The 23,754-nt window shown below is 62.6% G+C and carries 24 protein-coding genes and 1 other RNA gene; 18 read left to right on the forward strand and 7 right to left on the reverse strand.

Features of this window, described 5'->3' with window-relative positions; genetic code table 11:
• Positions 1 to 94: 94 nt before the first annotated feature.
• A complete protein-coding gene (locus QM716_RS07830; protein WP_283303627.1) occupies positions 95 to 1,231 on the forward strand; it encodes a sensor histidine kinase in 1,137 nt (378 codons plus the stop codon).
• Entirely contained in the window at positions 1,228 to 1,866 is a 639-nt protein-coding gene (locus tag QM716_RS07835) for a response regulator (protein WP_283303628.1), read from the forward strand. Before QM716_RS07830 ends, QM716_RS07835 begins: the two co-directional genes overlap by 4 nt.
• Here QM716_RS07835 and QM716_RS07840 read toward each other — a convergent pair.
• The 3 genes from QM716_RS07840 to QM716_RS07850 form a co-directional block, all read right to left on the reverse strand.
• Positions 1,860 to 3,398: a multicopper oxidase family protein gene (locus tag QM716_RS07840; RefSeq protein WP_283303629.1), complete on the reverse strand. Its 1,539-nt coding sequence runs from the start codon at positions 3,396 to 3,398 to the stop codon at positions 1,860 to 1,862. The two genes, QM716_RS07835 and QM716_RS07840, sit on opposite strands and share 7 nt — an antisense overlap.
• Positions 3,399 to 3,535: 137 nt before the next feature.
• The gene (locus tag QM716_RS07845; protein WP_283303630.1) at positions 3,536 to 4,318 is read right to left on the reverse strand and encodes an inositol monophosphatase family protein; all 783 of its coding nucleotides are present in this window, start codon (positions 4,316 to 4,318) and stop codon (positions 3,536 to 3,538) included.
• A gap of 19 nt (positions 4,319 to 4,337) precedes the next feature.
• Positions 4,338 to 4,832 carry a beta-class carbonic anhydrase gene (locus QM716_RS07850; protein ID WP_283303631.1) on the reverse strand — a complete coding sequence of 165 codons (495 nt, stop codon included), beginning with the start codon at positions 4,830 to 4,832 and terminating at the stop codon, positions 4,338 to 4,340.
• A 133-nt stretch (positions 4,833 to 4,965) separates the two neighbouring features.
• Here QM716_RS07850 and prfB point away from each other — a divergent pair, with 133 nt between their 5' ends.
• From prfB to QM716_RS07885, 7 genes are all read left to right on the forward strand, one after another.
• Positions 4,966 to 6,072, forward strand: a complete 1,107-nt coding sequence (prfB, locus tag QM716_RS07855; protein WP_283303632.1) for a peptide chain release factor 2 — start codon at positions 4,966 to 4,968, stop codon at positions 6,070 to 6,072.
• 22 nt (positions 6,073 to 6,094) lie between these two features.
• Positions 6,095 to 6,979, forward strand: a complete 885-nt coding sequence (locus tag QM716_RS07860) for a mechanosensitive ion channel family protein (RefSeq protein ID WP_283303633.1) — start codon at positions 6,095 to 6,097, stop codon at positions 6,977 to 6,979.
• Entirely contained in the window at positions 6,976 to 7,461 is a 486-nt protein-coding gene (locus tag QM716_RS07865; protein ID WP_283303634.1) for an Rv3103c transmembrane domain-containing protein, read from the forward strand. The genes QM716_RS07860 and QM716_RS07865 overlap by 4 nt, the downstream gene beginning before the upstream one ends.
• Positions 7,462 to 7,532: 71 nt before the next feature.
• The gene (gene ftsE, locus QM716_RS07870; protein WP_020969258.1) at positions 7,533 to 8,213 is read left to right on the forward strand and encodes a cell division ATP-binding protein FtsE; all 681 of its coding nucleotides are present in this window, start codon (positions 7,533 to 7,535) and stop codon (positions 8,211 to 8,213) included.
• A gap of 81 nt (positions 8,214 to 8,294) precedes the next feature.
• On the forward strand, positions 8,295 to 9,200 hold the full coding sequence (ftsX, locus tag QM716_RS07875; protein WP_003942367.1) for a permease-like cell division protein FtsX: 906 nt from the start codon (positions 8,295 to 8,297) through the stop codon (positions 9,198 to 9,200).
• Positions 9,201 to 9,277: 77 nt separating this feature from the next.
• The gene (gene smpB, locus QM716_RS07880; RefSeq protein ID WP_003942330.1) at positions 9,278 to 9,751 is read left to right on the forward strand and encodes an SsrA-binding protein SmpB; all 474 of its coding nucleotides are present in this window, start codon (positions 9,278 to 9,280) and stop codon (positions 9,749 to 9,751) included.
• A complete protein-coding gene (locus QM716_RS07885; RefSeq protein WP_502941997.1) occupies positions 9,748 to 10,617 on the forward strand; it encodes an EamA family transporter in 870 nt (289 codons plus the stop codon). Before smpB ends, QM716_RS07885 begins: the two co-directional genes overlap by 4 nt.
• A 35-nt stretch (positions 10,618 to 10,652) precedes the next feature.
• On the opposite strand, the gene QM716_RS07890 is transcribed toward QM716_RS07885, so the two are convergent.
• Positions 10,653 to 11,237: a helix-turn-helix domain-containing protein gene (locus tag QM716_RS07890; RefSeq protein ID WP_283303635.1), complete on the reverse strand. Its 585-nt coding sequence runs from the start codon at positions 11,235 to 11,237 to the stop codon at positions 10,653 to 10,655.
• Between the two features lie 65 nt (positions 11,238 to 11,302).
• On the opposite strand from QM716_RS07890, the gene QM716_RS07895 reads away from it, so the two are divergent.
• The 3 genes from QM716_RS07895 (at position 11,303) to ssrA (ending at position 14,264) form a co-directional block, all read left to right on the forward strand.
• Positions 11,303 to 12,250, forward strand: a complete 948-nt coding sequence (locus QM716_RS07895; RefSeq protein ID WP_283303636.1) for an NAD(P)/FAD-dependent oxidoreductase — start codon at positions 11,303 to 11,305, stop codon at positions 12,248 to 12,250.
• 20 nt (positions 12,251 to 12,270) lie between these two features.
• Complete coding sequence (locus tag QM716_RS07900) at positions 12,271 to 13,827, forward strand: SDR family oxidoreductase (protein WP_283303637.1); 1,557 nt, start codon at positions 12,271 to 12,273, stop codon at positions 13,825 to 13,827.
• A 66-nt stretch (positions 13,828 to 13,893) separates the two neighbouring features.
• Positions 13,894 to 14,264: a transfer-messenger RNA gene (ssrA, locus tag QM716_RS07905) on the forward strand.
• Positions 14,265 to 14,365: 101 nt separating this feature from the next.
• Here ssrA and QM716_RS07910 read toward each other — a convergent pair.
• The 3 genes from QM716_RS07910 to QM716_RS07920 form a co-directional block, all read right to left on the reverse strand.
• Positions 14,366 to 15,355, reverse strand: coding sequence for an alkaline phosphatase family protein (locus QM716_RS07910; protein ID WP_502941979.1), 990 nt, complete (start codon positions 15,353 to 15,355; stop codon positions 14,366 to 14,368).
• A 91-nt stretch (positions 15,356 to 15,446) separates the two neighbouring features.
• Positions 15,447 to 16,730: an HNH endonuclease signature motif containing protein gene (locus tag QM716_RS07915; protein WP_283303639.1), complete on the reverse strand. Its 1,284-nt coding sequence runs from the start codon at positions 16,728 to 16,730 to the stop codon at positions 15,447 to 15,449.
• A 109-nt stretch (positions 16,731 to 16,839) separates the two neighbouring features.
• Positions 16,840 to 17,658 carry a GNAT family N-acetyltransferase gene (locus QM716_RS07920; protein ID WP_283303640.1) on the reverse strand — a complete coding sequence of 273 codons (819 nt, stop codon included), beginning with the start codon at positions 17,656 to 17,658 and terminating at the stop codon, positions 16,840 to 16,842.
• Between the two features lie 52 nt (positions 17,659 to 17,710).
• On the opposite strand from QM716_RS07920, the gene QM716_RS07925 reads away from it, so the two are divergent.
• Genes QM716_RS07925 through QM716_RS07950 form a run of 6 tightly spaced genes read left to right on the forward strand, consistent with a single transcriptional unit; the run spans position 17,711 to position 23,753 of the window.
• Entirely contained in the window at positions 17,711 to 18,343 is a 633-nt protein-coding gene (locus QM716_RS07925; protein ID WP_283303641.1) for an alpha/beta fold hydrolase, read from the forward strand.
• Complete coding sequence (locus QM716_RS07930) at positions 18,340 to 19,620, forward strand: NAD(P)/FAD-dependent oxidoreductase (protein WP_283303642.1); 1,281 nt, start codon at positions 18,340 to 18,342, stop codon at positions 19,618 to 19,620. Before QM716_RS07925 ends, QM716_RS07930 begins: the two co-directional genes overlap by 4 nt.
• Positions 19,611 to 20,354: a DUF1365 domain-containing protein gene (locus QM716_RS07935; protein ID WP_283303643.1), complete on the forward strand. Its 744-nt coding sequence runs from the start codon at positions 19,611 to 19,613 to the stop codon at positions 20,352 to 20,354. Before QM716_RS07930 ends, QM716_RS07935 begins: the two co-directional genes overlap by 10 nt.
• Positions 20,351 to 21,640: an SAM-dependent methyltransferase gene (locus tag QM716_RS07940; RefSeq protein WP_283303644.1), complete on the forward strand. Its 1,290-nt coding sequence runs from the start codon at positions 20,351 to 20,353 to the stop codon at positions 21,638 to 21,640. The genes QM716_RS07935 and QM716_RS07940 overlap by 4 nt, the downstream gene beginning before the upstream one ends.
• Entirely contained in the window at positions 21,637 to 22,953 is a 1,317-nt protein-coding gene (locus QM716_RS07945; RefSeq protein ID WP_283303645.1) for an SAM-dependent methyltransferase, read from the forward strand. Before QM716_RS07940 ends, QM716_RS07945 begins: the two co-directional genes overlap by 4 nt.
• Positions 22,950 to 23,753: a DUF1295 domain-containing protein gene (locus tag QM716_RS07950; RefSeq protein ID WP_283303646.1), complete on the forward strand. Its 804-nt coding sequence runs from the start codon at positions 22,950 to 22,952 to the stop codon at positions 23,751 to 23,753. The genes QM716_RS07945 and QM716_RS07950 overlap by 4 nt, the downstream gene beginning before the upstream one ends.
• Position 23,754 lies beyond the last annotated feature (1 nt).

The raw sequence follows: 23,754 nt of genomic DNA on the forward strand, positions 1-23,754 counted from the left end.
CTCGGTGTTGGGGCGTTGGACGATCCTTATCTTACTCATCAGTAAGGTCTGTTGTCGAGAAACAGCAAAATGATGCGCGTCATAGGCTCGACGGGTGAACCGGACAGAGGTGCCAGATCGGATACAGCGCTACGTGCCGCTGGTGGTGGTTCCTTGCCTGTTGATCGCCAGCACGTATCCCGGGGAGTATCGAGTCCCGCTCACCTACTGGATCTTCTCGATCCTGTCGGCGCTCGTCTTCGTCGCCGGCCGTCGATGGCCGGTCCTCGCCTCCCTGGCTATCTCGGCGCTGGCCATTCCGATGTTCGTCGCCGACGCCTGGGGGCTGTCGGAACTTGTCCCGTATCTCGGCGCGGTAGCCGTTGTCGATGTCACGATGCGGGCCGATCGCAGAGAGTTGGTCGCCGTTTCGGCAGCAGGCTGGTGCGGTTCGGTGCTCGCGGGGATCTGGTTCGAATCTCACGAAGCGCTCTGGTCGGTCACCACTGCTGTGAAAGTGCTTGCGTACGTGGGATTGCCGCTGCTGCTCGGACTGTATCTGCGCTCGCAGCGTGAATTGGCTGCGAACAATCTTGCGCGGACCCGCGCTGCGGAGCGGAGCGCCCTCGCCCGCGAACTGCACGACCTGGTTGCGCACCACATGGCGTCGATCGTCCTGAGAATCGGCGTGGCTCAGCATGTCTTGGCGCCCCAGGACGAGGCCGTGCGTGAGGTCCTCGCGGATGTGCGTGCGACGGCGTCGGATGCGCTGACCGATATTCGTCGCCTTCTGGTCGCACTTCGTGATCCCTCGCTCGGCGAGGTCGCTCTGGTCGAGCCGGATGCCGTCGACGCTGAAATCGAGGCGGCGGTCGATCGTGTGCGTGCGGCGGGTTTCGAGGTGCAGGCGGACTTCGATGTTCAGGGGAACGTCGAGTCGGGCGCAGCTGATCTCGATGCGATCGGCAGGCTGACGTTGTTGCGGGTGATTCAGGAGTCGCTGACCAACGTCATGAAACACGGCGATCGGAAGGGCTCCGTCTCGGTCTCGGTCGGTCGTGATGACAACCGGGTGGATGTCAGGGTGGTCAACGATGGCGGGGGGTCTCCCCGGAATGCTGGTCACGGACTGGTGGGAATGCGTGAGCGTGCAGAATTGGTCGGCGGCGAGATGACTGCCGGCACCAACAGCGACGGGAAATGGGAAGTCCACGTGAGTATTCCACTCGTTACCTCAGGCGGTGACTCGTGATCAGCGTGCTGATCGTGGACGACCAGCGACTGGTGCGCGCTGGTTTGCGGATGTTATGCACGGCAGCCGAGGACATGACCGTAGCGGGTGAGGCGTCGAACGGGGTCGAGGCGGTAGCGCTCGCTGCCGAACTGGATCCCGACGTGATTCTTATGGACTTGCGGATGCCCGGGCTCGACGGGATCGGTGCCACACAGCAGATCGTCAAGGCCGGTCGGCGAGCACGCATTCTCGTGCTGACAACCTTCGACGACGACGATCACCTGTATCCCGCGCTCGCCGCCGGGGCTTCGGGTTTTCTGGTGAAAGACACCGAACCGACCGAGTTGCTCAGCGCCATTCGACGGATCGCCGAGGGTGAACTCGTGTTCTCCCCGGAACTGCTTCGCCGCGTCGTGGATCGGGCGGTGGTCGGCGCAGACGCCGATACTGCTGTGACGGAGCAGGTTCCGCTGACCGAGCGCGAATCACAGGTCCTCGCATTGGTTGCGGAAGGGCAGAGCAATCAGGAGATCGCGGACGCGCTCCATCTGGGTGTGACCACGGTCAAGACGCACGTGGCGAACCTGATGTCGAAGACCGGCTGCGACAATCGGGTTCGCCTCGCCGTGTACCACCTGCAGAACCGTCAGTGACCGGAGTGCGAACCAGACGACGGCATCGGCATGTCCATCCGCATGTCCATCTGCATCGGCATGGCTTTCTGTCCTGGCTCGAGGACGAGGAATTGGCCCATCATGCCTTGGTCCTCGTGCATCAGCAGGTGGCAGTGGAACATGTACGGGAAGGTGGGATCGGTGTACTCGGACCACTGGAGCGCGACGCGAATCCTGCTGCCGGGCGGTGTGTAAACAGTGTCCTTGAGTCCGCGCAAGTGAGGCGGGGGAGTGCGGCCGTCGACGTCGAGGATCTGGAATTGCACGTCGTGGACGTGGAAGTTGTGAGGCCAGTTGTCCTTGTTGGTGATCGTCCACACTTCGGTCGCGCCAACCTCGGCCTCGAAGTCGATGCGGTTCATGTCCATTCGTTGCCCGTTGATCATGTACCACTGCAGATCGAAGGTTCGGGAAATGCTTGCCTTCGAAGGGTCGAGGCGCGACAGGGTAGCCAACTGCGGCGGGAGAGTCGACCGTGACGCGCGGGTGCCGACGCCCCGAAGTTCGACGATGTCGAAGCGGTCGTTCATGCCGAAGTTCTCTGCGTCGGAGGAGTTCACGCCACCGCCGTCCTCGATCGGGAACGACACCAATGTGGTCGTCGCACCGGGGTCGACGCGAACCACGATCTCGGCTCGTTCGCCGGGGCTGAGCTGAATCCGCTTGATCGGAATCGGCGATTCGAGCAGTCCGCCGTCGGTGGCGACCAGATCGAAGGTCCGGTCGTCGGGGAATCCCAGGTTGTAAAGACGACCGGAAGAGCCGTTCAGGATGCGCAACCTGACAACCCCGGTGGTGACGTCGAGGTAGGCGTCGGAGATGCCGTTGGTGACGATCGTGTCGCCGAGCAGGCCGATGTCGGTCGGGTCGGACTCGTCGAAACTGCCGTCGGCGAGGAATCGACGATCCTGGATTATCAATGGAACATCGTCAACCCCATAGGTTTTGGGGATGTCCAGCCTGACGGTGTCGGCGTCGTCGATCAGGAACAGCCCGGCGAGACCGCGCTGGACGTGCCGTTCGGTGGATCCGTGCGGGTGTGGGTGATACCAGAGCGTCGAGGCCGCTTGTTCGATCGTCCACGCCGGTTCCCAGCGCCCGCCGGCTTCGATGGTCTGGTGCGGGCCACCGTCGAACCTTGCGGGCAGATGCATGCCGTGCCAATGGACGGTCGTCGGCTCGGCCAGTGTGTTGTCGATCGTGAATGCCACAGATTCTCCGCGTGCGGCTCGAACAGTCGGTCCCAGGATGGATCCGTTGAACCCCCAAGTGTCGGTGAGCTTTCCCGCGACGATCTCGGTGGTTCCGGCACCGGCGCGGAGTGTGAAGTGGCGAACACCGGCGTCGTCGACCGTCGATTCGGCCAGCGGCGGAACCGGTAGCGGCCGAGAGGTTCCGGGTACCGCCTGCGCGGCGCTTCTTGCTGTCGAGTTGGCCCCGCAGCCCACCGCGAGCCCGAGAGGCGCGGCGGCCAGACCGAACAGAATCGTGCGCCTGGAAATCCGGTTCATCATTCTCCTGGAAGTAGTGCGTGATCAACTACTTCCAGTCAACGGGCCGCGACGTCGTACCGAATCCTGCCGACGGGCCTGTCGGGACTCCTCCCTCGGACCCTTGCGACGGGTGGGATGTTCTGGTAATCGAATGGTTACCGCAGGCGGGCTAGAACGTCTTCGTGCAGCAGGCCGTTGGTGGCGACCGCACTGCCGCCGTGTGGACCTGCGCCGCCGTCCAGATCGGTGAACGCGCCGCCGGCCTCACGGACCAAAACATCGAGCGCTGCCAGATCCCACAGGGAAACCTCGGGTTCGGCAGCGATGTCGACGGCACCTTCGGCCACGAGGCAGTAGGAGAAAAAGTCGCCGTAACCGCGCACGCGCCACACATGGTCGGTGAATTCGACGAACTGATCGCGAATTCCGCGGTCCTTCCAGCCGGACAGGCTCGAGAAGCTCAGGCTCGCCGATTCACTGCGATCGACGGCGGATACCTGGATCGCCCGCGCATCACCGTCCCCGAAAGATGTATGTGCGCCCAAACCCGTTGCAGCCCACCATCGCCGATTCAGTGCGGGTGCGCTCACGACGCCGATGGCCGGGACGCCGTCCTCGAGCAAGCTGATCAGCGTGGCCCACACCGGTACGTTGCGGACGAAGTTCTTGGTCCCGTCGATGGGATCGACCACCCACTGCCTGCCCTCGAAGACTGCGTCGCCGCCGAATTCTTCGCCGAGCACGGAGTCTGCAGGCCGATGCTCACCGAGCGTCGCGCGCACTGCCCGCTCGACAGCGAGGTCGGCGTCGGAGACAGGGGTGAGGTCCGGCTTGTCGTCCACTCGAAGATCGAGGGCGCCGAAGCGGGCGCGAGTGATCGCGTCAGCCTCGTCGGCGATACGGAGGGCGAGTGCGAGGTCGGATGCGCGATCGGTCACGGGTACACAACCTACCGGCTCAAACGGGGAGGACTTCGTTCAGCTTTCCGGTCGCGACGTCGAAGACGAATCCGCGTAGGGACGTCGTCGCGGTGATGAACGGACTGTTCTCGATGCGCTTCAACGACTGACGGACGTCCTCGTCGATGTCGGGGAACGATTCGGCAGCCCAGTTGGGTTTGATGCCGATCTCGTCTTGGATCGAACGCTTGAAGTCGTCGTCGGTGAACGTCAGCATTCCGCAGTCGGTGTGATGGATGAGGATGATCTCGGTAGTTCCCAGCAGTCGCTGGCTGATGGCCAGGGAACGGATCTCGTCGTCGGTGACGACTCCACCCGCATTGCGGATGACGTGCGATTCTCCTTCCTTGATTCCCAGTACCCGATAGACGTCGATGCGGGCGTCCATGCAGGCGAGAACGGCAACGTGTTTGCTGGGTGGGAGGGGGAGCGGTCCAGTGAACTGCTCGGCGTAGACGGCGTTGTTCTGGAGGTATTCGTCGGTGACAGTCATCGTTCCAGTAGGTTCCCTCGGACCGACGTTGGCAAGGCTTCGAGTCCCGGTGATCCCAATACGTGACGCACGGCAGAGCCGAGAAGGTGACGCACGGCAGAGCCGAGGGCGGCACCCGGTAGCCTTGAGAACCGTGCATCCCGACGTAATTGCAGACCTGAACGCCCTCGACACCACCCTTCGCACCTGCGAATCGGTTGTGGACGTCGAGGAGCTGCGCCGACGCATCGACGAGCTCGAGCATCAGGCAGCCGACCCGGGTCTGTGGAACGACCAGGAACACGCCCAGCAGGTCACGAGCCAGCTCTCCCACGCGCAGGCCGAATTGCGGCGCATCGTGGCACTGCGCGAGCGGCTCGACGAGATGCCGATCCTCTACGAATTGGCCGAAGACGAAGGCCCCGACGCGCTGGCCGATGCCGACGCCGAGCGAGCCAGCCTGCGTGAAGACATCGCGGCGATGGAAGTCAAGACCATGCTCTCGGGCGAGTACGACGAGCGCGACGCACTGATCAACATCCGCTCCGGTGCCGGCGGAATCGATGCCGCGGACTGGGCCGAGATGCTCATGCGCATGTACATCCGCTGGGCTGAGAAGCACGACTACGGCGTCGAGGTCTACGACACGTCGTACGCCGAAGAAGCCGGACTCAAGAGCGCGACGTTCGCGATCAAGGGCCCGTACACCTACGGAACGCTGTCCGTCGAGATGGGCACCCACCGGCTCGTCCGGATCAGTCCGTTCGACAACCAGGGCCGTCGGCAGACGTCTTTTGCCGAGGTCGAGGTGCTGCCGGTCGTCGAGACCACCGACCACATCGAGGTCAACGAGAACGACATCCGCGTCGACGTCTACCGGTCTTCCGGTCCCGGCGGTCAGTCGGTCAACACGACGGACTCCGCTGTTCGTTTGACCCACATCCCGACGGGCATCGTGGTGACCTGTCAGAACGAGAAGTCACAGCTTCAGAACAAGGTGTCGGCGATGCGCGTTCTGCAGGCCAAGCTGCTCGCGGTCAAGCGTCAGGAAGAGCGCGCCGAGATGGATGCCCTCAAGGGCGACAGCGGCAGCTCGTGGGGCAACCAGATGCGCTCCTACGTCCTGCACCCGTACCAGATGGTCAAGGATCTACGGACCGAGTACGAGGTCAACAACCCGTCGGCGGTACTCGACGGAGATATCGACGGTTTCCTCGAGGCCGGCATCCGCTGGCGCATGAGCGAAGACCAGTCCGCATAGCGTTCGATTATCGAAAGGCACGATGACTCTCCTCAGACCTGGGCAGAACCTGCTCGATTGGCTGCAGACCACCGGGCTGCCTGTCCTCCTGACAGTGCTCGGCGCGTTGATACTCGCCCGTTTGGTCAGTTGGGGCGGCAACAAGGTCACCGACCAGATCGATTCCAATTACCAGTTGGGTGACGCCCTGGTCCGCTCGGAGGCGACGAAACATCGACATTCGGTCGCTCAGGTCATCACCTGGGTGGTCATCACGTTCATCTACATCATCGCGACGCTGCAAGTTCTCGACCAGTTGAACCTGCCGATCGGCAGTCTGGTGGCACCGGCGACGGTCCTCGGTGCCGCTCTCGGTTTCGGCGCTCAGCGCGTCGTGCAGGACATTCTTGCCGGATTCTTCATCATCACCGAACGTCAGTACGGCTTCGGTGACACGGTGCGACTCGCGATCACGGGGTCGTCCGACGACGCGGACGGCGTCATCGAGGACGTGACCTTGCGTGTGACGCGGATGCGTAATTCCGACGGCGAGGTCATCACCGTTCCCAACGGCCAGATCGTGAAAGCAACCAACCTGTCCAAGGATTGGGCACGCGCCGTCATCGACGTTCCGGTTCCGGCGACTGCCGACCTCACCCGGGTCAACGAGGTACTTCGCCAGGTCGGAGTCGACGCGATGGCCGACCGCGGACTCAAGAAACTGCTGCTCGACGAGCCCACTGTCATGGGCGTCGAAAGCCTCGAGGTCGATCAGGTCAACGTGCGGATGGTTGCGCGCACGCTTCCTGGCAAACAATTCCAGGTCGGACGCGCTCTTCGCGTCCGCGTCGCCGCTGCACTGCGACGGCAGGGGATCACGGTGTCACCGGATCTGCACACCGTACGGACCGAGGAGGCGAGCGAATGACCGATCAGGAACCGCGCCGCGGACTCGACAGACTGTTTCACCTGGACTGGCTACCGTCACGGCTCTTCGGCGGCCGGATGCGAACTTCGACCTTCATCCTCATAGTGGCGTGGATACTGACGTATCTGCTGCACACTTACCTCAATCCTCAGGAACAGACCGCAGCGACACCACCGCCGAGCACCGACACGTCGCAGACCGAGCCGTACGTCGCTCCGTCGGTCAAACCGTCGACGACGACCCCCGTGCCGTCGTCGACCGAGCCGACGACCACATCCGAGACCCCGTCCTCGGAAACGAGTACGGGCACTTCCGGTTCTCCGACGCCGACTTCGGGTCCCGCGCCTGCCCCGGGTAACGCCGAACAGTCCGCGACCACAGTGCCGACCACTCCTGCGACGACGACCGTCCCGCAACCAGGCGCGGCAATGCAGGCGCCGACGTCGGTGCCGCAGTCACCTGCGACCACCGGTAACGGATAAGGACGAGGGTCGTCGCGCGTGGCGCCAAGGTCACCGTTAGATAACGGCTAGACTGGCTAGTTGTGATCAGCATGAAGAATGTGTCGAAGTCCTACAAGGCCTCCACCAGGCCGGCGCTCGACAAAGTCAGTGTCGAGGTGGAGAAGGGGGAGTTCGTCTTCCTCATCGGCCCCTCCGGCTCTGGCAAGTCGACGTTCATGCGGTTGCTGCTCAAGATGGAGTCGCCCACGTCGGGCGATATCGAGGTCGCGGATTTCCACGTCAACAAGTTGGCGGCCCGCCGTGTGCCGAAGCTTCGTCAGAGCATGGGCTGTGTGTTCCAGGACTTCCGCTTGCTTCAGCAGAAGACAGTCTCCGAGAACGTGGCCTTTGCGTTGGAAGTCATCGGCAAGCCCCGCAACGTCATCGCGCGCACTGTTCCCGAGGTTCTCGACATGGTCGGTCTGGCCGGTAAGGCCGATCGACTGCCCACTGAGCTTTCCGGCGGCGAGCAGCAGCGCGTCGCTATCGCTCGTGCATTCGTGAATCGCCCGCTCGTGCTCCTCGCCGACGAGCCCACCGGCAACCTGGACCCCGAAACGAGCCAGGACATCATGCTGCTGCTCGAGCGGATCAACCGCACGGGCACCACCGTCGTCATGGCGACCCACGATCATCACATCGTCGACTCCATGCGTCGACGCGTCATCGAACTCGATCTCGGCAAGGTGACCAGAGACGAAGCGCGGGGTGTGTACGGCGTCGGCAGGTAGCGCCGACTACGACCACACGTCCCGTACGCCCACCGGTTGTCGTGAAACAACCGGCCTCTCGAAAAGGAATCGGATTCCCCGATGCGCGCCAGCTTTATTTTCAGCGAAGTCCTGACCGGCCTACGCCGCAACATCACGATGACCATCGCCATGATCTTGACGACGGCGATCTCCCTCGGTCTCTTCGGCGGTGGTCTGCTGGTCGTGCAGATGGCAGGCAAGACCCAGCAGATCTTCCTCGAACGCGTCGAGGTGCAGATCTTTTTGACCGACGACATCTCTTCGGCCGATCCCGGTTGCGAGCAGGAGATCTGCAGTTCGCTGCGCAAGGAACTCGAGCAGACTCCGTCCGTCGTCGCAGTGCAGTACCTCAACCGTGAAGACGCCGTGAAGGACGCCACCGAACGCGTGTTCAAGGACCAGCCCGAACTGGCAGCGCTGGTGAGCCCGGACAGCTTCCCGGCGTCGTTCAAGGTCAAGCTCAGTGACCCGGAGCGGTTCGGCGTCATCAACGACACCTTCGGTTCGAGGCCCGGCGTCGAGAGTGTGCTCAATCAGCGCGAGTTGGTGGACCGACTCTTCAGCGTGCTCGGTGGAGTGCGCAACGCGGCATTCGCGATCGCGATCGTCCAGGCGATCGCAGCGATCCTGCTGATCGCCAACATGGTCCAGATCGCGGCGTTCACGCGTCGTACCGAAGTCAACATCATGAGGCTGGTCGGCGCGACGCGTTGGTACACCCAGCTTCCGTTCCTCCTCGAAGCCGTCGTCGCGGCCTTGATCGGTGCGGTGCTCGCCATCGCCGGACTGTTCACGGCGAAGAACGTCTTCATCGACGGGGTCCTGTCCGACGTCTACGAAGCCAACATCGTGGCGCGGATTTCCAACAGCGACGTGCTGTTCGTCTCGCCGATCCTCGTGCTTGCCGGTGTAGGAATGGCCGCGGTGACGGCGTACGTGACGCTGCGTCTGTACGTCCGCGAATAATCGGTTTGCACGAGCTTCTATGCTGGGACAGTAAGACACTATTCAACCGTAAGACAGCGGACTGAGAGGCCCGGACAGTGAAGGAAAAGGGCCGCAAGGTCATTGCGACCAATCGCAAAGCACGTCACAACTACACGATCATCGACACCTACGAGGCCGGTATCGCGCTCGTCGGGACCGAGGTCAAGAGTCTGCGTGAAGGCAAGGCATCACTCGTCGACGCGTTTGCCACCGTGGACAACGGCGAAGTGTGGCTGCGCTCGTTGCACATTCCGGAGTACACGCAGGGCACGTGGAACAACCATTCGCCGCGTCGTACCCGAAAGCTCCTGCTGCACAAGCGTGAGATCGAGCACCTCGTGGGCAAGACTCGCGAGGGAAACCAGACGCTGGTCCCGCTGTCGATGTACTTCAACGACGGCAAGGTCAAGGTCGAACTCGCGCTGGCAAAGGGTAAACAGGACTACGACAAGCGCCAGGACATGGCCAAGCGCACCGCCGAGCGCGAGGTGACCCGCGAGCTCGGTCGTCGTATCAAGGGCATGCGCTGACCTCCATCCTGCTTGCCCTCGTGGCGGCAGTTGCCTACGGAGTCAGCGACTTCGTCGGCGGAGTTGCGTCACGACGAGTTGCCGCACTGCGCGTGGTGATCGTCTCGTATCCGCTCTCGCTCGTCATCGTGTTGATCGCAGCACCTTTCGTTTCCGGGACGCTGACGCTGAACGGGTTGATCTGGGGTGCGATCGCCGGCATCACGAGTGGGCTGGCGGTGTGGTGGTTCTATCTTGCGCTGGCGACCGGCCCCATGTCGGTGGTCTCGCCACTCACCGCCGTTCTGGTGGCGGGTATTCCGGTGCTCGTCGGATTCGCTTTCGGTGAGCGGCCGGGACTGATCGCGTACCTGGGTATCGTCGTCGCGTTGGTCGCCGTCGTTCTGGTCAGTCGCGAGTCGCCCGACGACACCGCGGGTGAGGTTGCCGGCGGGATCACTCTCCGCTTCACCAGACAAGTGGCGTTGCTGACCGTCGGAAGCGGTGGCGCATTTGCACTCTCGTTCATCGCACTTCACCAGATCGGCGAGGGCAGCGGGCTGTGGGCATTGGCCGTATCTCGCGGCGCCGCGACCGTCGTGGTGTGGTTGGTCGCGTTGGCGGCCGGTCACTTTGTTCTCCCGCGAGGTGAGCCACTCAAGCTCGCGGTGTACGTCAGCGTCCTCGACGTCGTCGCCAACGGGACGATGATCTACGCCTTCCAAGGCGGAATGCTCTCGCTCGTCAGCGTGATCGGTTCGCTGTATCCGGCTGCGACGGTTCTGCTCGCGATGGTGATGCTGGGCGAGCGGGTCAGCCGCGTGCAACAAGCGGGAATGCTGTTGGCGCTGGCGGCAGTCGGCATGATTGCCGTCGCGGGCGCGTAGTTCCTTTTCGGCGGCCAGCTTTCCAGCGAGTCTGTTCAGCCGCGTCTGTCGGCCGGGGCGGCGCGTAGGTGAACTCGCTCGCCCTGTTTCCCGAAGAGACTGATTGCCTCGGCCGGTCGACCGTCGGCAGCGCTGATGCGGTGCGGGATATGTGTGTCGAACTCGGCTGCCTCGCCGGCACCCATGATGAAATCACGGTCGCCGAGTTGGAGTCTGATGCGCCCGGACAGAACGTAGACCCACTCGTAGCCCTCGTGAGATCCTGGCTCGCGATCGTCGTCGGTGGGGGAGATGATCATCTTGTAGGCCTGCAGATTGCCGGGCTGACTCGTCAGCGGAATGACCGTCATACATCCGACCGTCCGAGGTTCTTCTCGCACGCGGGGATCTTTGATCTTACTGTTCACGAGGTCGTCCAACGGGACACCGTGTGCCTTGGCGATCGGCAGCAGAAGCTCCAGGTTGGCTCGGCGAGTACCTGATTCGAGTCTCGACAGTGTGCTCACGCTGATGTCGGTGGCCTCCGACAAATCGGCCAAGGTCATGTCGGACTGCTGGCGCAACGCACGTAGGCGAGGGCCGATGCCGGCTAGTACGGCTTCGAACGATGTTTCGGTCATGCACTCATTTTGCCAAAGCGGCAACAGTGTTTGTCAATATTGCGTCTACTTGTCATTCTGGATTCATGACGCAGAACTCATTCGACGTAGCAGTAATCGGAGCCGGCGCGGCAGGCCTCAACGCCGCACTCATTCTCGGTCAGGCACGCAGGTCCGTGATCGTCTTCGACAACGGATCGCCACGAAACGCGGCTGCCGATCACATGAACGGATTCCTCTCCCGTGACGGTATGAACCCTGCCGAACTGTTGACCATCGGCAGAGGTGAGGTCCGCAAATTCGGCGGCGAGTTCCATGACGGCACAGTCGTCTCTGTGACACGGGACGATGACGGTTTCTTGGTCGAACTCGCTGACGGCAGCAAGATTCCGGTACGCAAAGTCCTTGTCGCAACGGGCCTGACGGACCGTCTACCGGCGGAACTCGAAGTCTTCGGTGAGCGTTGGGGCCGCGACGTGTTGCACTGCCCGTACTGCCACGGGTACAGCGTGCGTGATCAGTCGCTCGGCGTGATCGCCAAGAGCGCGGAGTTCGCGATGCACCAGGCACTCATGGTGCGCCAGTGGTCCGACGACGTGGTTCTCTTCCTCCATCGAATCGCGGAACTGAGTGCCGAAGATCGGGAAAAGCTTGCAGCTCGCGATGTTTCGATCGTCGAGGGTGAGGTCGCCGGTCCCACCGTAGAGGATGATCGGTTGGTGGGCGTGCGATTGGTGGACGGCACTGTGGTCGCGCGTTCGGCAGTATTTGTCGGCGGCGCCCTCACGATGGATCCCAACGATGCGATCTTGCGAACATTCGGCGCGCAGCGCGCAGAGACGATGATGGGCGATTTCGTCACTGTCGACATGATGGGGGCCACAAGCGAGCCCGGCGTGTTCGCGGCAGGCAACGTCGTCGACCCGGGTGCCCAGGTCATCATGGCCGCAGCCGCCGGGGCGAAGGCCGGAGCGGGGATCAACATGATGTTGACGAACGACGACCTCGAGGTTGCACTCGCGCTTCGGAGCTGAATTCTGCGTAGCGTGGGGTGATGGACGCAGTGAGAGTGTTGATCACGGGTGCGACCGGATACATCGGCGGACGTCTTGCCCCTCGCCTGGTCGATGAGGGCCACCACGTGCGGGTGGTGGTGCGAAGTCCCGAGAAGCTTCGCGATGTGCCCTGGCATGATTCGGTGGAGATCAAGCGTGGAGATTTGACCGACAGTGATTCACTCGCAGGTGTTTTCGACAACATCGACGTGGTCTACTACCTCGTTCACGCCATGGGCGGGGGAGGGTCTTTCTCTGACATCGACAAGCGGAGCGCGCAGAACGTCGCCGCCGCCGCACGCGATGCGGGGGTGCGCCGGATCGTCTACCTCGGTGGGCTTCATCCGTCCGACCGAGAGTTGTCGACTCACTTGCAGTCTCGGCTCGAGGTCGGTCGGATCCTGCTCGACTCCGAGGTTCCGACGGTTGTGTTCCAGGCTGGAGTGGTGATCGGATCGGGTTCGGCGTCCTTCGAAATGGTGCGCCACTTGACCAATCGGCTTCCGGTGATGACCACACCCAAGTGGGTGCACAACAACATCCAGCCGATCGCGGTGCGTGACGTACTCCACTATCTGATCGCAGCTGCGGCAACAACGCCGGAGGTCAACCGCGCCTTCGATATCGGTGGGCCAGATGTCATGCAGTACGGCGAGATGATGAACACCTACGCTGACGTCGCAGGATTAGTACGCCGACGTATCCTCGTCTTGCCCGTCCTCACGCCGAGGCTGGCAGGTCACTGGGTGGGATTGGTCACCCCGATTCCACGAGGCTTGGCGATGCCATTGATCGAGTCACTGCAGAACGACGCGGTGATGCACGATCACGACATCGACGACTTCATCCCGCCCCCCGCCGGTGGCCTCACGCCGTATCGGGAAGCAGTGCGTTTGGCGCTTCGGAAGATCGAGACGGGTGAGGTGGAAACGGCGTGGTCGGGCGCGACGATCGCGGGAGCACCGTCCGATCCTCTTCCATCCGACCCGGATTGGGCTGGTGAAGCGGTCTACGTCGATCATCGCGAGCGGGACTGCTCGGCGGATCCGAAAACCCTCTGGTCGGTGGTCGAGTCGATCGGCGGTGAGAATGGTTGGTATTCATTCCCTTTGGCGTGGGCGATCCGGGGGTGGATGGATCGAGCAGTTGGCGGTGTCGGGCTACGCCGAGGTCGACGCGATCCCCGGCGACTCAACACCGGTGAAGCCCTGGACTTCTGGCGCGTCGAAGAGATAGATCGCGGCTCGCTTCTGCGGTTGCGCGCCGAGATGAAGGTCCCGGGCGGCGCTTGGTTGGAGTTGCGGGTATCGGAAGGCCCAGCCGGTGCAGACGGACGGCCGGTGGGTTCGCATCTCGATCAGCGTGCGGTCTTCTTCCCTCGCGGGCTCGCAGGCCGGGCGTACTGGTACTCGATCCTGCCTTTCCACGGAGTTGTCTTCCAAGGGATGATCACCAATATCACCGGTGCTGCCGAGCGTGAGATGGCTGCAGTGCAGGAAACGGCTGGGGCGAGGGATACGGCTGGGGCGAGGGACACGGAAAGTGCCGCCGATTAATTGGTATGACTTCCGAACTTCGGCGCGTTATAGTGAATAGCCCCACGAAAGACGCGGGGCACACACGGGGCTGAACGGTTTCGACTGCGTGTGTTGAGTTAGGGGAAGCGTGTCGGTGCAGGCAAGAGACCACCGTAAGCGTCGCTGCAAACCTATAAGCGCCGATTCCAATCAGCGCGACTACGCTCTCGCTGCCTAAGTAGCGAAGCGTGTCTGTCAGCCCGGGGTTGCCCTCGACCCGGTTCCTGGCATCAGCTAGAGGGCTTTACTGTTCGGCTCGGTCACGGAGTCGAATGGGACATCAAACAGTGACTGGGATCGTCATCCTGGCTTGTTCGCGAGACTGGGAGATCCAAGTAGAGACTTAGCGAACTGCACACGGAGAAGCCCTAGCGATTCAACGTAGGACCCGGGTTCAATTCCCGGCAGCTCCACAACAGGTCGGGCCGGAGAGCACACGCTCTCCGGCCCGACCTTTTTGCTGCCTTGCTGCTGTCTTGTTGCGGCGCTTTGCTGCCGCACTCGGGCCTTCTTGCGATCAGGAGCCGAAGAATCCCAGGTCGACGGAGCCGACGAAGCCGGGAGCTTCCTTGGCTAGCGGCTTGCCGTCCAGATCGGCAGGCAATGAAACGCCCAGGCTCTGGAGGATTGTCGGAGTGATGTCGGCGATCGTGTACGTGTCGGTGGTCTTACCGGCCGCGTATCCCGCACCGCGTGCAATGACGAATGTCGTTGCTTCCGCCGGTGTCTGACCGCCATGCCCACCGGCGGGCTTGTGCCCGTGATCCGCAGTGACCAGTACAGTCCACTTCTCACCGGTCTTCGCTGCGCGCTGATCGACAGCATCGACAATCTTGCCCACCTGGGCGTCGACCGAGGCAATCGACTCTTCGTACGCAGCGCCGTTGGTGCCGCCGCTGTGCCCCGCGCCGTCCACCTGATCGAGTTGGGTGAAGATCAGGTCAGGTCCCTTGTCGGTGATGTCCCGGGCGACAGCGTCTGCCGTCGCAGCGTCGGTGGCCGCTTCGGAACCTGCATCATCAGTGGTCACGACAACGTCAGCTTTCGGAGCGCCGCTGGAGGCGATGTTGTCGATGCCGCCCCAGGTGGAGATCGATTCGGTGAGGAGGGAGGGCTTTGCTGCTTCCAATCGGGTGAAGACGCTTGGGTAGAGGTCGAAGCGGGCGCCCGCGTACGTGTTGTCCTTGACTCCGTGCTTGGTGTCCCAGACTCCGGTCAGGATGGTCGACCACGACGGTCCGGAGATGGTGGTGTGGCCGAGGATGGAAGATTCTCCGCTGGTTCCTTCGGCGATCAGCCTCTGGAGACGGGGAGCGTCGGCGGTCTTGATGTGGCTGAACATAGTGCCGTCGAGGCCGATGACAACTGTCTTCTCGGTGGCCGACGGGTTGAGGTTGGACGAGCCGGGAATTGCTGCAGCGGTTGCAGTTCCGGCTGCTATCGCGCCGGCGAGGAGGAGTGTGATGGCGGCTGAGGTGCGTGCGATTTTCTTGGTCACGCTAAGCATCTTGCGATAGGACTAGACCAATTGCACTACCTGGATGCGAGGGTTGTCCGATTGTTCACGGCGAGTTCAAATTGGACTAGACCAATGTTGTTCATGCTGCCCAGCTGTCGAGGATGACGCTGACCGCGTGATCGAGGTGGAGGGGCTCGCCGTCCCATGTAGGGACGATCGCATCGTCGGGTATGTCTCCGCGCAGTAGGCCATCGGCGAATCCCTCGGTCGGAGGTGCTGGGTCGATGGCGTCTCCATTGGCGTAAAGGAACTCGAACTTCTGCTCGCCGAGTGCAGTGATCGTGAACTGGCCGTCGTGCAGCGCGCGGTGGCAGGTTCCACAAAGCATGATCAAGTTGTCCAAGTCCGTGGTGCCGCCGCGTCCCCAGAATTTGACGTGGTGCGCGTGCAGGAAACGAGTCCGCCCGCAACCTGGTGTGCGGCAACATCCGTCGCGGTAAATCAATGCCAACATTTGTTTGGCGCTGACGACGCGGGTCCGTCGGCCCAGATTCAGAACGCATCCCCCCTTTGTCGTTCCCAGACGAAGTTTCGCGTTGCAGAGCACTTCCTCGGCGGCATTTTGGGGGAGCGCGGGTCCACTCGGTACTCGGACGGTGTTCGCTTCGTGGAAGAACACAACTTCGTTGACGGCGGCCTTGGACGTGCGGTCTGCGACCGCGGTGGTGGCGAGGTCGGCCATTGCGACCAGGCCTGGCCCGATGTTTCCGACTGGGTTCTTTGTGGCCGTCTCGTCGACGGGGCGGATGGCGGTGGTTCGGGTGCGTTCACGTTCCGCCACCGCCAACGCTGCGAGGATTCGGGCGCCGTCCTGCGCCGGCAGGCGTCCTTTGATGACAAATTCGCCCGTATCGGGGTCCCAATACCAGCGGACCCGAGGGTGTTCGAGCGCTCTGCGTTTGCCGGATTCGTTGTCGGTTGCTTTACGCAGACCGGCGGCGAGACGATCGATCTGGGCTGCGGGTGCTTCACAGCCGAACCGAACCATCTGCTTTTCGTTGGACGGCGTGGTGACCCGGGTGAGTGCGCGAACCTTCGAATAGGACAGGCGGCCTTGTTCGAAGGCCTTCCGCATCTCGGGCAATGATCGGAGCGCTTTGGCGACGCGAACGTATTCCCTGCCGGTGTGCAGGCTCATTCCACATTTCCACGACAGCCAGTGGGCGCACGAGTGCAGTCCAGGGCCGGTCCAGCCGCGGTCTTCGTCGAATTTCGACAGGAGGGTGAGGAATCGGGCGGTGGCCGCGGCGATCTGGCCGGCGAGAGCGCAGATTTCGGAGCCGAGTTCCTCCACGTCCTCTCGGGCGAAACCCCGCGTTTCTTCATCGATCAGTGCTGCGTTATCGATCAGTGCTGCGTTCATCGTTGCCCCCGGCGCGCGTCCGACATTGTTTCGAATGTATGTTCGATATTAGATGTGGGTACCGACACACATCCATGGATGCGGACTGAAAGCGTCCCCGCGGGGACGTCTAACTGGAGCCGATCGAGTACTCGGTGTAGGTGCCGACATCCTCGAAGCCGAGGTTTCGATAGAGCTGCGCGCCGTCGCTGGACGCCTGAAGTACGGCGATTCGGGCACCCCGCGCGCGGGCGATGTCGAGTGCGGCAAGTGTGACCGCCGAGCCGAATCCGCGTCGGCGGGCCGTTTCGAGTGTGACGACGCCGTACAGTCCGGCGACGCCGGCAGCAAAATGGACCTCTGCTCCGGCGACGGGACGGGAGTTCGCGTACCCCACGACAAACGAACTGCGCGAACGCTCATCGAGGACGGCATCGGCAGTTTCTTCGAAGAAACCAATTACTGCCGCCGAGGGCGGCGACCAATTAGCGGCCATCACGGCGGCATAGTCGGCGAGCTGTGAACGAGTCGTCACTCGCTGAACGGAGAGTTCCGGGACAGGCGTTGGGTGCGGGACGACCTCTAGGTCCGCCGTCATCGCTCGTTCTTCCTCGGAGCGCGCGCAGCCGAGGGCTGACAACCGAGCGCCGAGGTCAGAGGGCGTGTCGCGCGGACCCGTCCACCAGGAGAACGGACGTCCCGTTGCTCGAATCGACGAGAGAATTCCGAGCAGTCGTCGGTCTTTGTCTGGGCCTTCATCAGGTACGGCTAAGCGAGCGCCAGCGATGATGTTGAAAGTGTCGTCGGCGAGGCCGCCGTCTGCGACGACAACATCTGCAGCGAGAGTGACCGACGCCGTCGGTAGGTGTTCATGCAGGTGGCAGGCATGGGAGACCAAGTTGGCGTCCATGGCGTCGAGGACGTCACCGACGGCTGCTTCACGATTCACAAAGAAATTCTACGAGCCCCATCCAAATGGTTTTCGGCTCCGAATACCTTGCATGACGCCTAAGCGACGGCAAGAGCAGGACGGTGACCAGCACCTGGTGGTACTCGTGCTGCCTGGGGGAAAGGTCTCGAGCCATCGCCCTGCCCGAGCCTGGCAGCTGTCCAACCTTCGGATGTGTCCGTTCACCGCTCAGCTTCGCCGCTCCGGTGTGACCGCGGTGCAGGTTCGGTACCGGGTCCGTGGTTGGAACGGCGCCGAGCGCAGTCCGGTCGCCGATGCACGAGCCGCACTGGAGTCGATCACGAAACGTGATGCACAAGATCAGGTGATCCTGCTGGGGCACTCGATGGGCGGACGAGTTGCCGCTGAACTGTGTGGCGATCCGGCGGTGGTCGGCGTGGTTGCGCTGGCGCCGTGGTGGCCGGAAGGAACACCGGTTGCCCTGCGTTCGGACACCCCACTGGTAGTGCTCCACGGCACGGCCGACTCGTGGACCGACCCGGCAGGGTCTCGTCGGAAAGTTGACGAACTGCAGAAGTCGGGAAAGAGCGCTGAATGGCTCGGCATCGACGGCGCAGGTCACTTCATGCTCCGCCGGGCCGCGACCTGGCATCGCCTCGTCGCCGATGCAGTTGCAGGGATGAGTCGCGGGGTAGCCGCAACGAAGACGGGAGAACGACGATGAGTTCCGACAAGCGCAGGGTTGCAGTCGTCGGCAGTGGGGTCGCGGGCCTGACAGCGGCGTGGGTGCTGAGTAAGGACAGTGACGTCACGCTTTACGAAGCGGATTCACGGCTCGGTGGGCACGCGGACACCCATTCGGTCACCGACCCGGAAGGGCGAAGCCTCGCCATCGACACCGGATTCATCGTCCACAACGACCGCACCTATCCGACATTGTTGCGATTGTTCGCAGAACTCGATGTGCCTACGCAGGAATCCGATATGAGTATGTCGGTCAGGTGTGGGGGTTGCGGGCTCGAGTACTCGGGCGGGCAAGGGTTGCGCGGCGTTCTGCCGACGCCGGGGTTGCTGGTGAATGGCAGTTTTCTGTCGATGCTGATGGAGGTCAAGCGCTTCCATCGCCGTGCCCGCGCGTTGCTCGACAACACGGATCCGTCCGCACCCGACCAGACACTGGGAGTGTTTCTGCGCAGCGGCCGGTTCTCCGACTACTTCACCGCTCATTTCATGACGCCGCTGGTGTCGGCAGTCTGGTCGTGTGATCCCGGCTCGGCGCTGAAATATCCTGCGCGGTATCTGTTCTCGTTCCTCGATCATCACGGAATGTTGAGTGTGACGGGATCGCCGACCTGGCGGACGGTCACCGGGGGGTCGGCTGAATACGTTCGCCTCGTTGCCAAGAGTATCGGCGACATCAGGCTGAACACCCCGGTGCGCGCGATCCACCGGTTCGGCGATCGCGTTGACATTCGCGACGGCGACGACCAAATCCAGACCTTCGACGCAGCTGTGGTCGCAACGCATCCGCAGCAAGCGCTGAAGATTTTGGCCGAGCCGACGGCCGTCGAATCCCAGGTCCTCGGCGCAATGCCGTACTCCGTCAATCACACCCAACTTCACACCGACGAAAATGTGCTGCCCGACAATACCAATGCGCGCGCGTCATGGAACTACTACATCCCTGAATGCAACGCGAAGCCCGATCACGTTCTGGTCAGCTATGACATGACAAGGTTGCAACGGCTCCCAGATACCGGCCGGCGCTACATAGTGACCTTGGGGGGCGACAAGATGGTGTCGCCGGAGTCGGTAATCGATCAGATGACCTACGAGCATCCGCAGTACACGCCGACCTCCGTCGCCGCTCAGGGACGGCTTCCCGAGTTGGACTCGAACGTGCTCGCGTTTGCCGGCGCGTACCACGGATGGGGCTTCCACGAGGACGGTGCACTGTCGGGCCTGCGCGCCGCCGAACGCGTCGGAGGTCGGTGGCCGTGACCGCACCCATCACGCCGTCCATCGTTCACACGAGCATTCGGCATGTACGAACGCAACCGTTGCACAACGAGTTCGAGTACCGAAGCTACAGCTGGCTCGTCGACGTCGACGATTTGCCCGAGCTCCCGAAGGCATTGCGTCCCCTGGCGACGTTCGACGCCGGAGATCACCTCGGCGACCCCACCCGATCGATTCGTACCAACGTCGAGACCTTTCTGGCGACCAACGGATTCGACTTCTCCGGTGGCCGGATCCTCATGCTTGCGAACGCACGTGTGTTCGGCCATGTTTTCAACCCGCTGAGCGTGTTCTGGTGCTTGAACGACGACGGCAGTCAGCGGTGTGTCGTGGCGGAGGTTCACAACACTTACGGTGAGCGGCACTGCTACCTGCTCGAACCCGACGAACGTGGCGCCGCTCGCACGACCAAAGAGTTCTACGTGTCTCCGTTCAACGATCTGGACGGCGAGTACCGGATGCGACTCCCGCTACCTGACACCGCGCTCGCGCTCTCGATAGTTCTGGCCCGAGACGGCAAGGCGCCATTCGTAGCCACGGTGTCAGGTCGTTGCGTGCCGGCAACGACGCGCGAGATCGTTCGCAGTGCGCTCTCCGTCCCGCTGGCTCCGCTCCGAGTCGCCGCGCAGATCAGATTTCAAGGAATCCGGCTGTGGGCCAGGCGCTTACCCATCATTCCCCGACCGCAACATCACCCGCAGGAGGCAGTGCAATGACCACAACCACTCTCGGCACCGAACCTTCCGCTCACACGATCGAAACCGAGCGGTGGCCAGGCGTTGCCACGGTGCCCAGCGGCTTCAAAGTGCGGGTTGCGTCGCCGGTTGCCCGCGCTCTGTTTCACAAGGCGGTCGCGCGCTTGCCGCTGCGTGTTCAGATGCCGAACGGTGAATTCTCCGGCGGCGGTAGCCCGGATTCGCCGTTGATGGTCATTCATCGCCCGGACGACTTCGCCGCTCGTGTGGGCGACAGTGGCTTGATCGGATTCGGCGAGTCGTACATGGCGGGCGATTGGGAAGCTTCCGACCTCACCGCGGTCCTGGAAGTCTTCGCCTCCCGCGTGGCGACGCTGATTCCCGACTTCCTGCAGCGGTTGCGAGGCCTGTACATTCCGAAGCAGCCTCGCAGTGAGCGGAATTCGACGCAGAACACGCGCTCGAACATCTCCAGGCACTACGACCTCTCGAACGAGATGTTCGAACTGTTCCTTGACGACACGATGACCTATTCCAGTGCACTCTTCGAGGATCTGTCGGTAGGAGCGTCCCCGTCGTGGGAAGTGTTCGCGGCTGCTCAGCACCGGAAGATCGATCGCCTGCTGGACGGCGCGGGTGTCGGTCCAGGTTCACGAGTGCTCGAAATCGGTACAGGCTGGGGAGAATTGGCGATCCGGGCGGCAGAGCGCGGCGCAACGGTGCGCTCGGTGACTCTTTCGGTCGAACAGCAGGAATTGGCAGCGAAGCGGATCAGCGCTGCGGGACTGGCAGATCGCGTTCAGGTCGACCTTCTCGACTATCGGCAGGTGCAGGGGGAGTACGACGCCGTTGTGTCGGTCGAGATGATCGAGGCCGTTGGCCACCAGTACTGGGGAAGCTACTTCCAGACGATCGACGCTCTGTTGGCGCCCGGTGGGCGCGCGGCTATCCAAGCGATCACGATGCCCCACGATCGAATGCTCGCGACCCGCAACACCTATACCTGGGTGCACAAGTACATCTTCCCCGGTGGGTTTCTTCCGTCGGTGCGGGCGATCGAGGATGTCACAGAACGTTTGACGACGCTCCGGGTGCGTGAGCGGATGTCGATGGGCGATCACTACGCGCAGACGTTGCGGCTGTGGGACGAGCGTTTCAGCGCTCGCACCGACGAGGCGTCTGCGCTCGGGTTCGACGCAGTGTTCGCGCGCATGTGGCATTTCTATCTCTGCTATTCCGAGGCGGGCTTCCGATCGGGGTATCTCGACGTCCAGCAAATTGTTCTCGATCGGAGGAACCAGCGATGACCGCTACGATGGATCGAACGATTAAGGGTGCCGGCGTTGCGGGCCGTCTGTCGGAAATTCTCAGTCCACTTGTCGGCGGCGAGCTTCCGGTGCGGTTGACTGCATGGGACGGCAGCATCGCAGGACCCGAGGATGCTCCGAAGGTGACGCTCTACAGCCCGAACATTTTGCGACGCTTGCTCTGGAATCCCGGAGAGTTGGGAGCTGCGCAGGCATATGTTCTCGGCGAACTCGACGTCGAGGGCGATCTGGGCGATGCGCTCATACACGTGTGGAAGGTGTCTGCCGAGCGGGGACTCGGGTCGATTACCCCGACACCGTCGCTCGTCCTGGCTGCGGTCAAGGCCGCGCGGTCATTTGGTGTTTTCGGGAGACCTTTGGCTCCACCGGCGTCGCAGGCCCAAGTGAAAGGCCGCTTGCACAGTCTTGCCCGCGACCGCGAGGCGATCGGGCACCACTACGATTTGTCGAACGATTTTTACGAGCTGATCCTCGACGAGAACATGGCGTACTCCTCGGGTTACTGGACTTCCGATTCACCTGAATACACGCTCGAAGACTCGCAGACAGACAAGCTGGACCTGGTGTGCCGCAAGGTCGGCCTTGATCGAGCGCGAGGCTTGCGGTTTCTCGATGTCGGCTGTGGTTGGGGCTCGCTGAGTCTGCATGCGGCGCGGGAGTACGGCGCTCGGGTTGTCGGCATCACGATCTCGGCTGAGCAGAAGGCCTTTGTCGACGCGAAGATCCGCGCACTTGGTTTGGAAGACTGGGTCGAGATCCGATTACAAGATTATCGCGAGATCCCCGATGGTCCGTTCGATGCGGTCGCTTCGATCGAGATGGGTGAGCACGTCGGCGAAAACAACTACCCGACGTACGTGAAAGCGCTCCACGACAACGTTATTGCGGGTGGGCGTGTGCTGATTCAGCAGATGTCGCGCACCGGCGCGCATCCCGGGGGAGGTCCGTTCATCGAGTCGTTCATCGCGCCGGACATGCACATGAGGCCGGTCGGTCGCACCGTTGCGATGATCGAGGAAGGTGGACTCGAAGTCCGCGACGTCCACGCCCTGCGTGAGCACTACGTGCGCACAGTGGACGCTTGGATCGAGACTTTCGAATCGAATTGGGACCGCGTCGTGGAACTTGTGGGCGTCGAAGTCGCTCGGGTGTGGCGTCTATACCTCGTCGGGGGAGGAATGGCTTTTCGGGACGGCAGGATGGGCGTCGATCAGATTTTGTCGGTCCGGCCGCTCGGTGATGGTCGATCGGGCATGGAACCGTTACGGCCGCAGTGGGTGCCGCGGCGATGAACGGATTCGACTGGGGCGCGTTCGGTGTGGTCACGCTCACGAGTCTGCTGGCGATCGCCATCGGAATGGCAGTGACGGCCACCATCGGCGTGCGAATCGGGCGGCACAATGTCGTCGACGTTTCCTGGGGTGCCGGTTTCGTGGTGATCGCACTCGTGTCAGCGGCAGTCGGAAGCGGCGACCTCTGGCGTCGACTGTTGATGCTTGCGCTCGTGGCGATCTGGGGTCTGCGTTTGGCGACCCATATGGCGATCCGCTCGCGCGGCAAGGGTGAAGATCCGCGGTACGAGGAAATGCTCGGACGAACGACGGGTAACCGAACGCTCTACGCGATCCGCAAGATCTATCTCACGCAAGGGATTTCATTGTGGTTCGTGTCCCTGCCGATCCAGGTCGCTGCGGTGTCGCACGGCAGCTTCGGGCTTCTTGTCGTACTCGGTATCGCGCTGTGGATTGTCGGCGTCACGTTCGAGACGGTTGGCGATCGGCAGATGGAGGAGTTCAAATCCGATCCGGGCAGCCGTGGACACATCATGGATCAAGGTTTGTGGGCGTGGACGCGTCATCCCAACTATTTCGGCGACGCGTGCGTCTGGTGGGGGATCTTCCTCGTCTCGGCGTCGGTGTGGCCGGGGGTGTTGACCATCCTCTCGCCGATCGCCATGACGTACTTCCTGGTCTTCGCCACCGGAGCGCGGTTGCTCGAGCGACACATGGAACAGCGCCCGGGCTATCGCGAGTATCAGCAGCGGACAAGCTACTTCATTCCGCGCCCGCCGAAAGCCCGATCCGGGACGTAGG

Source organism: Rhodococcus sp. IEGM 1409, assembly GCF_030056735.1.
Classification (GTDB): domain Bacteria; phylum Actinomycetota; class Actinomycetes; order Mycobacteriales; family Mycobacteriaceae; genus Rhodococcus_F.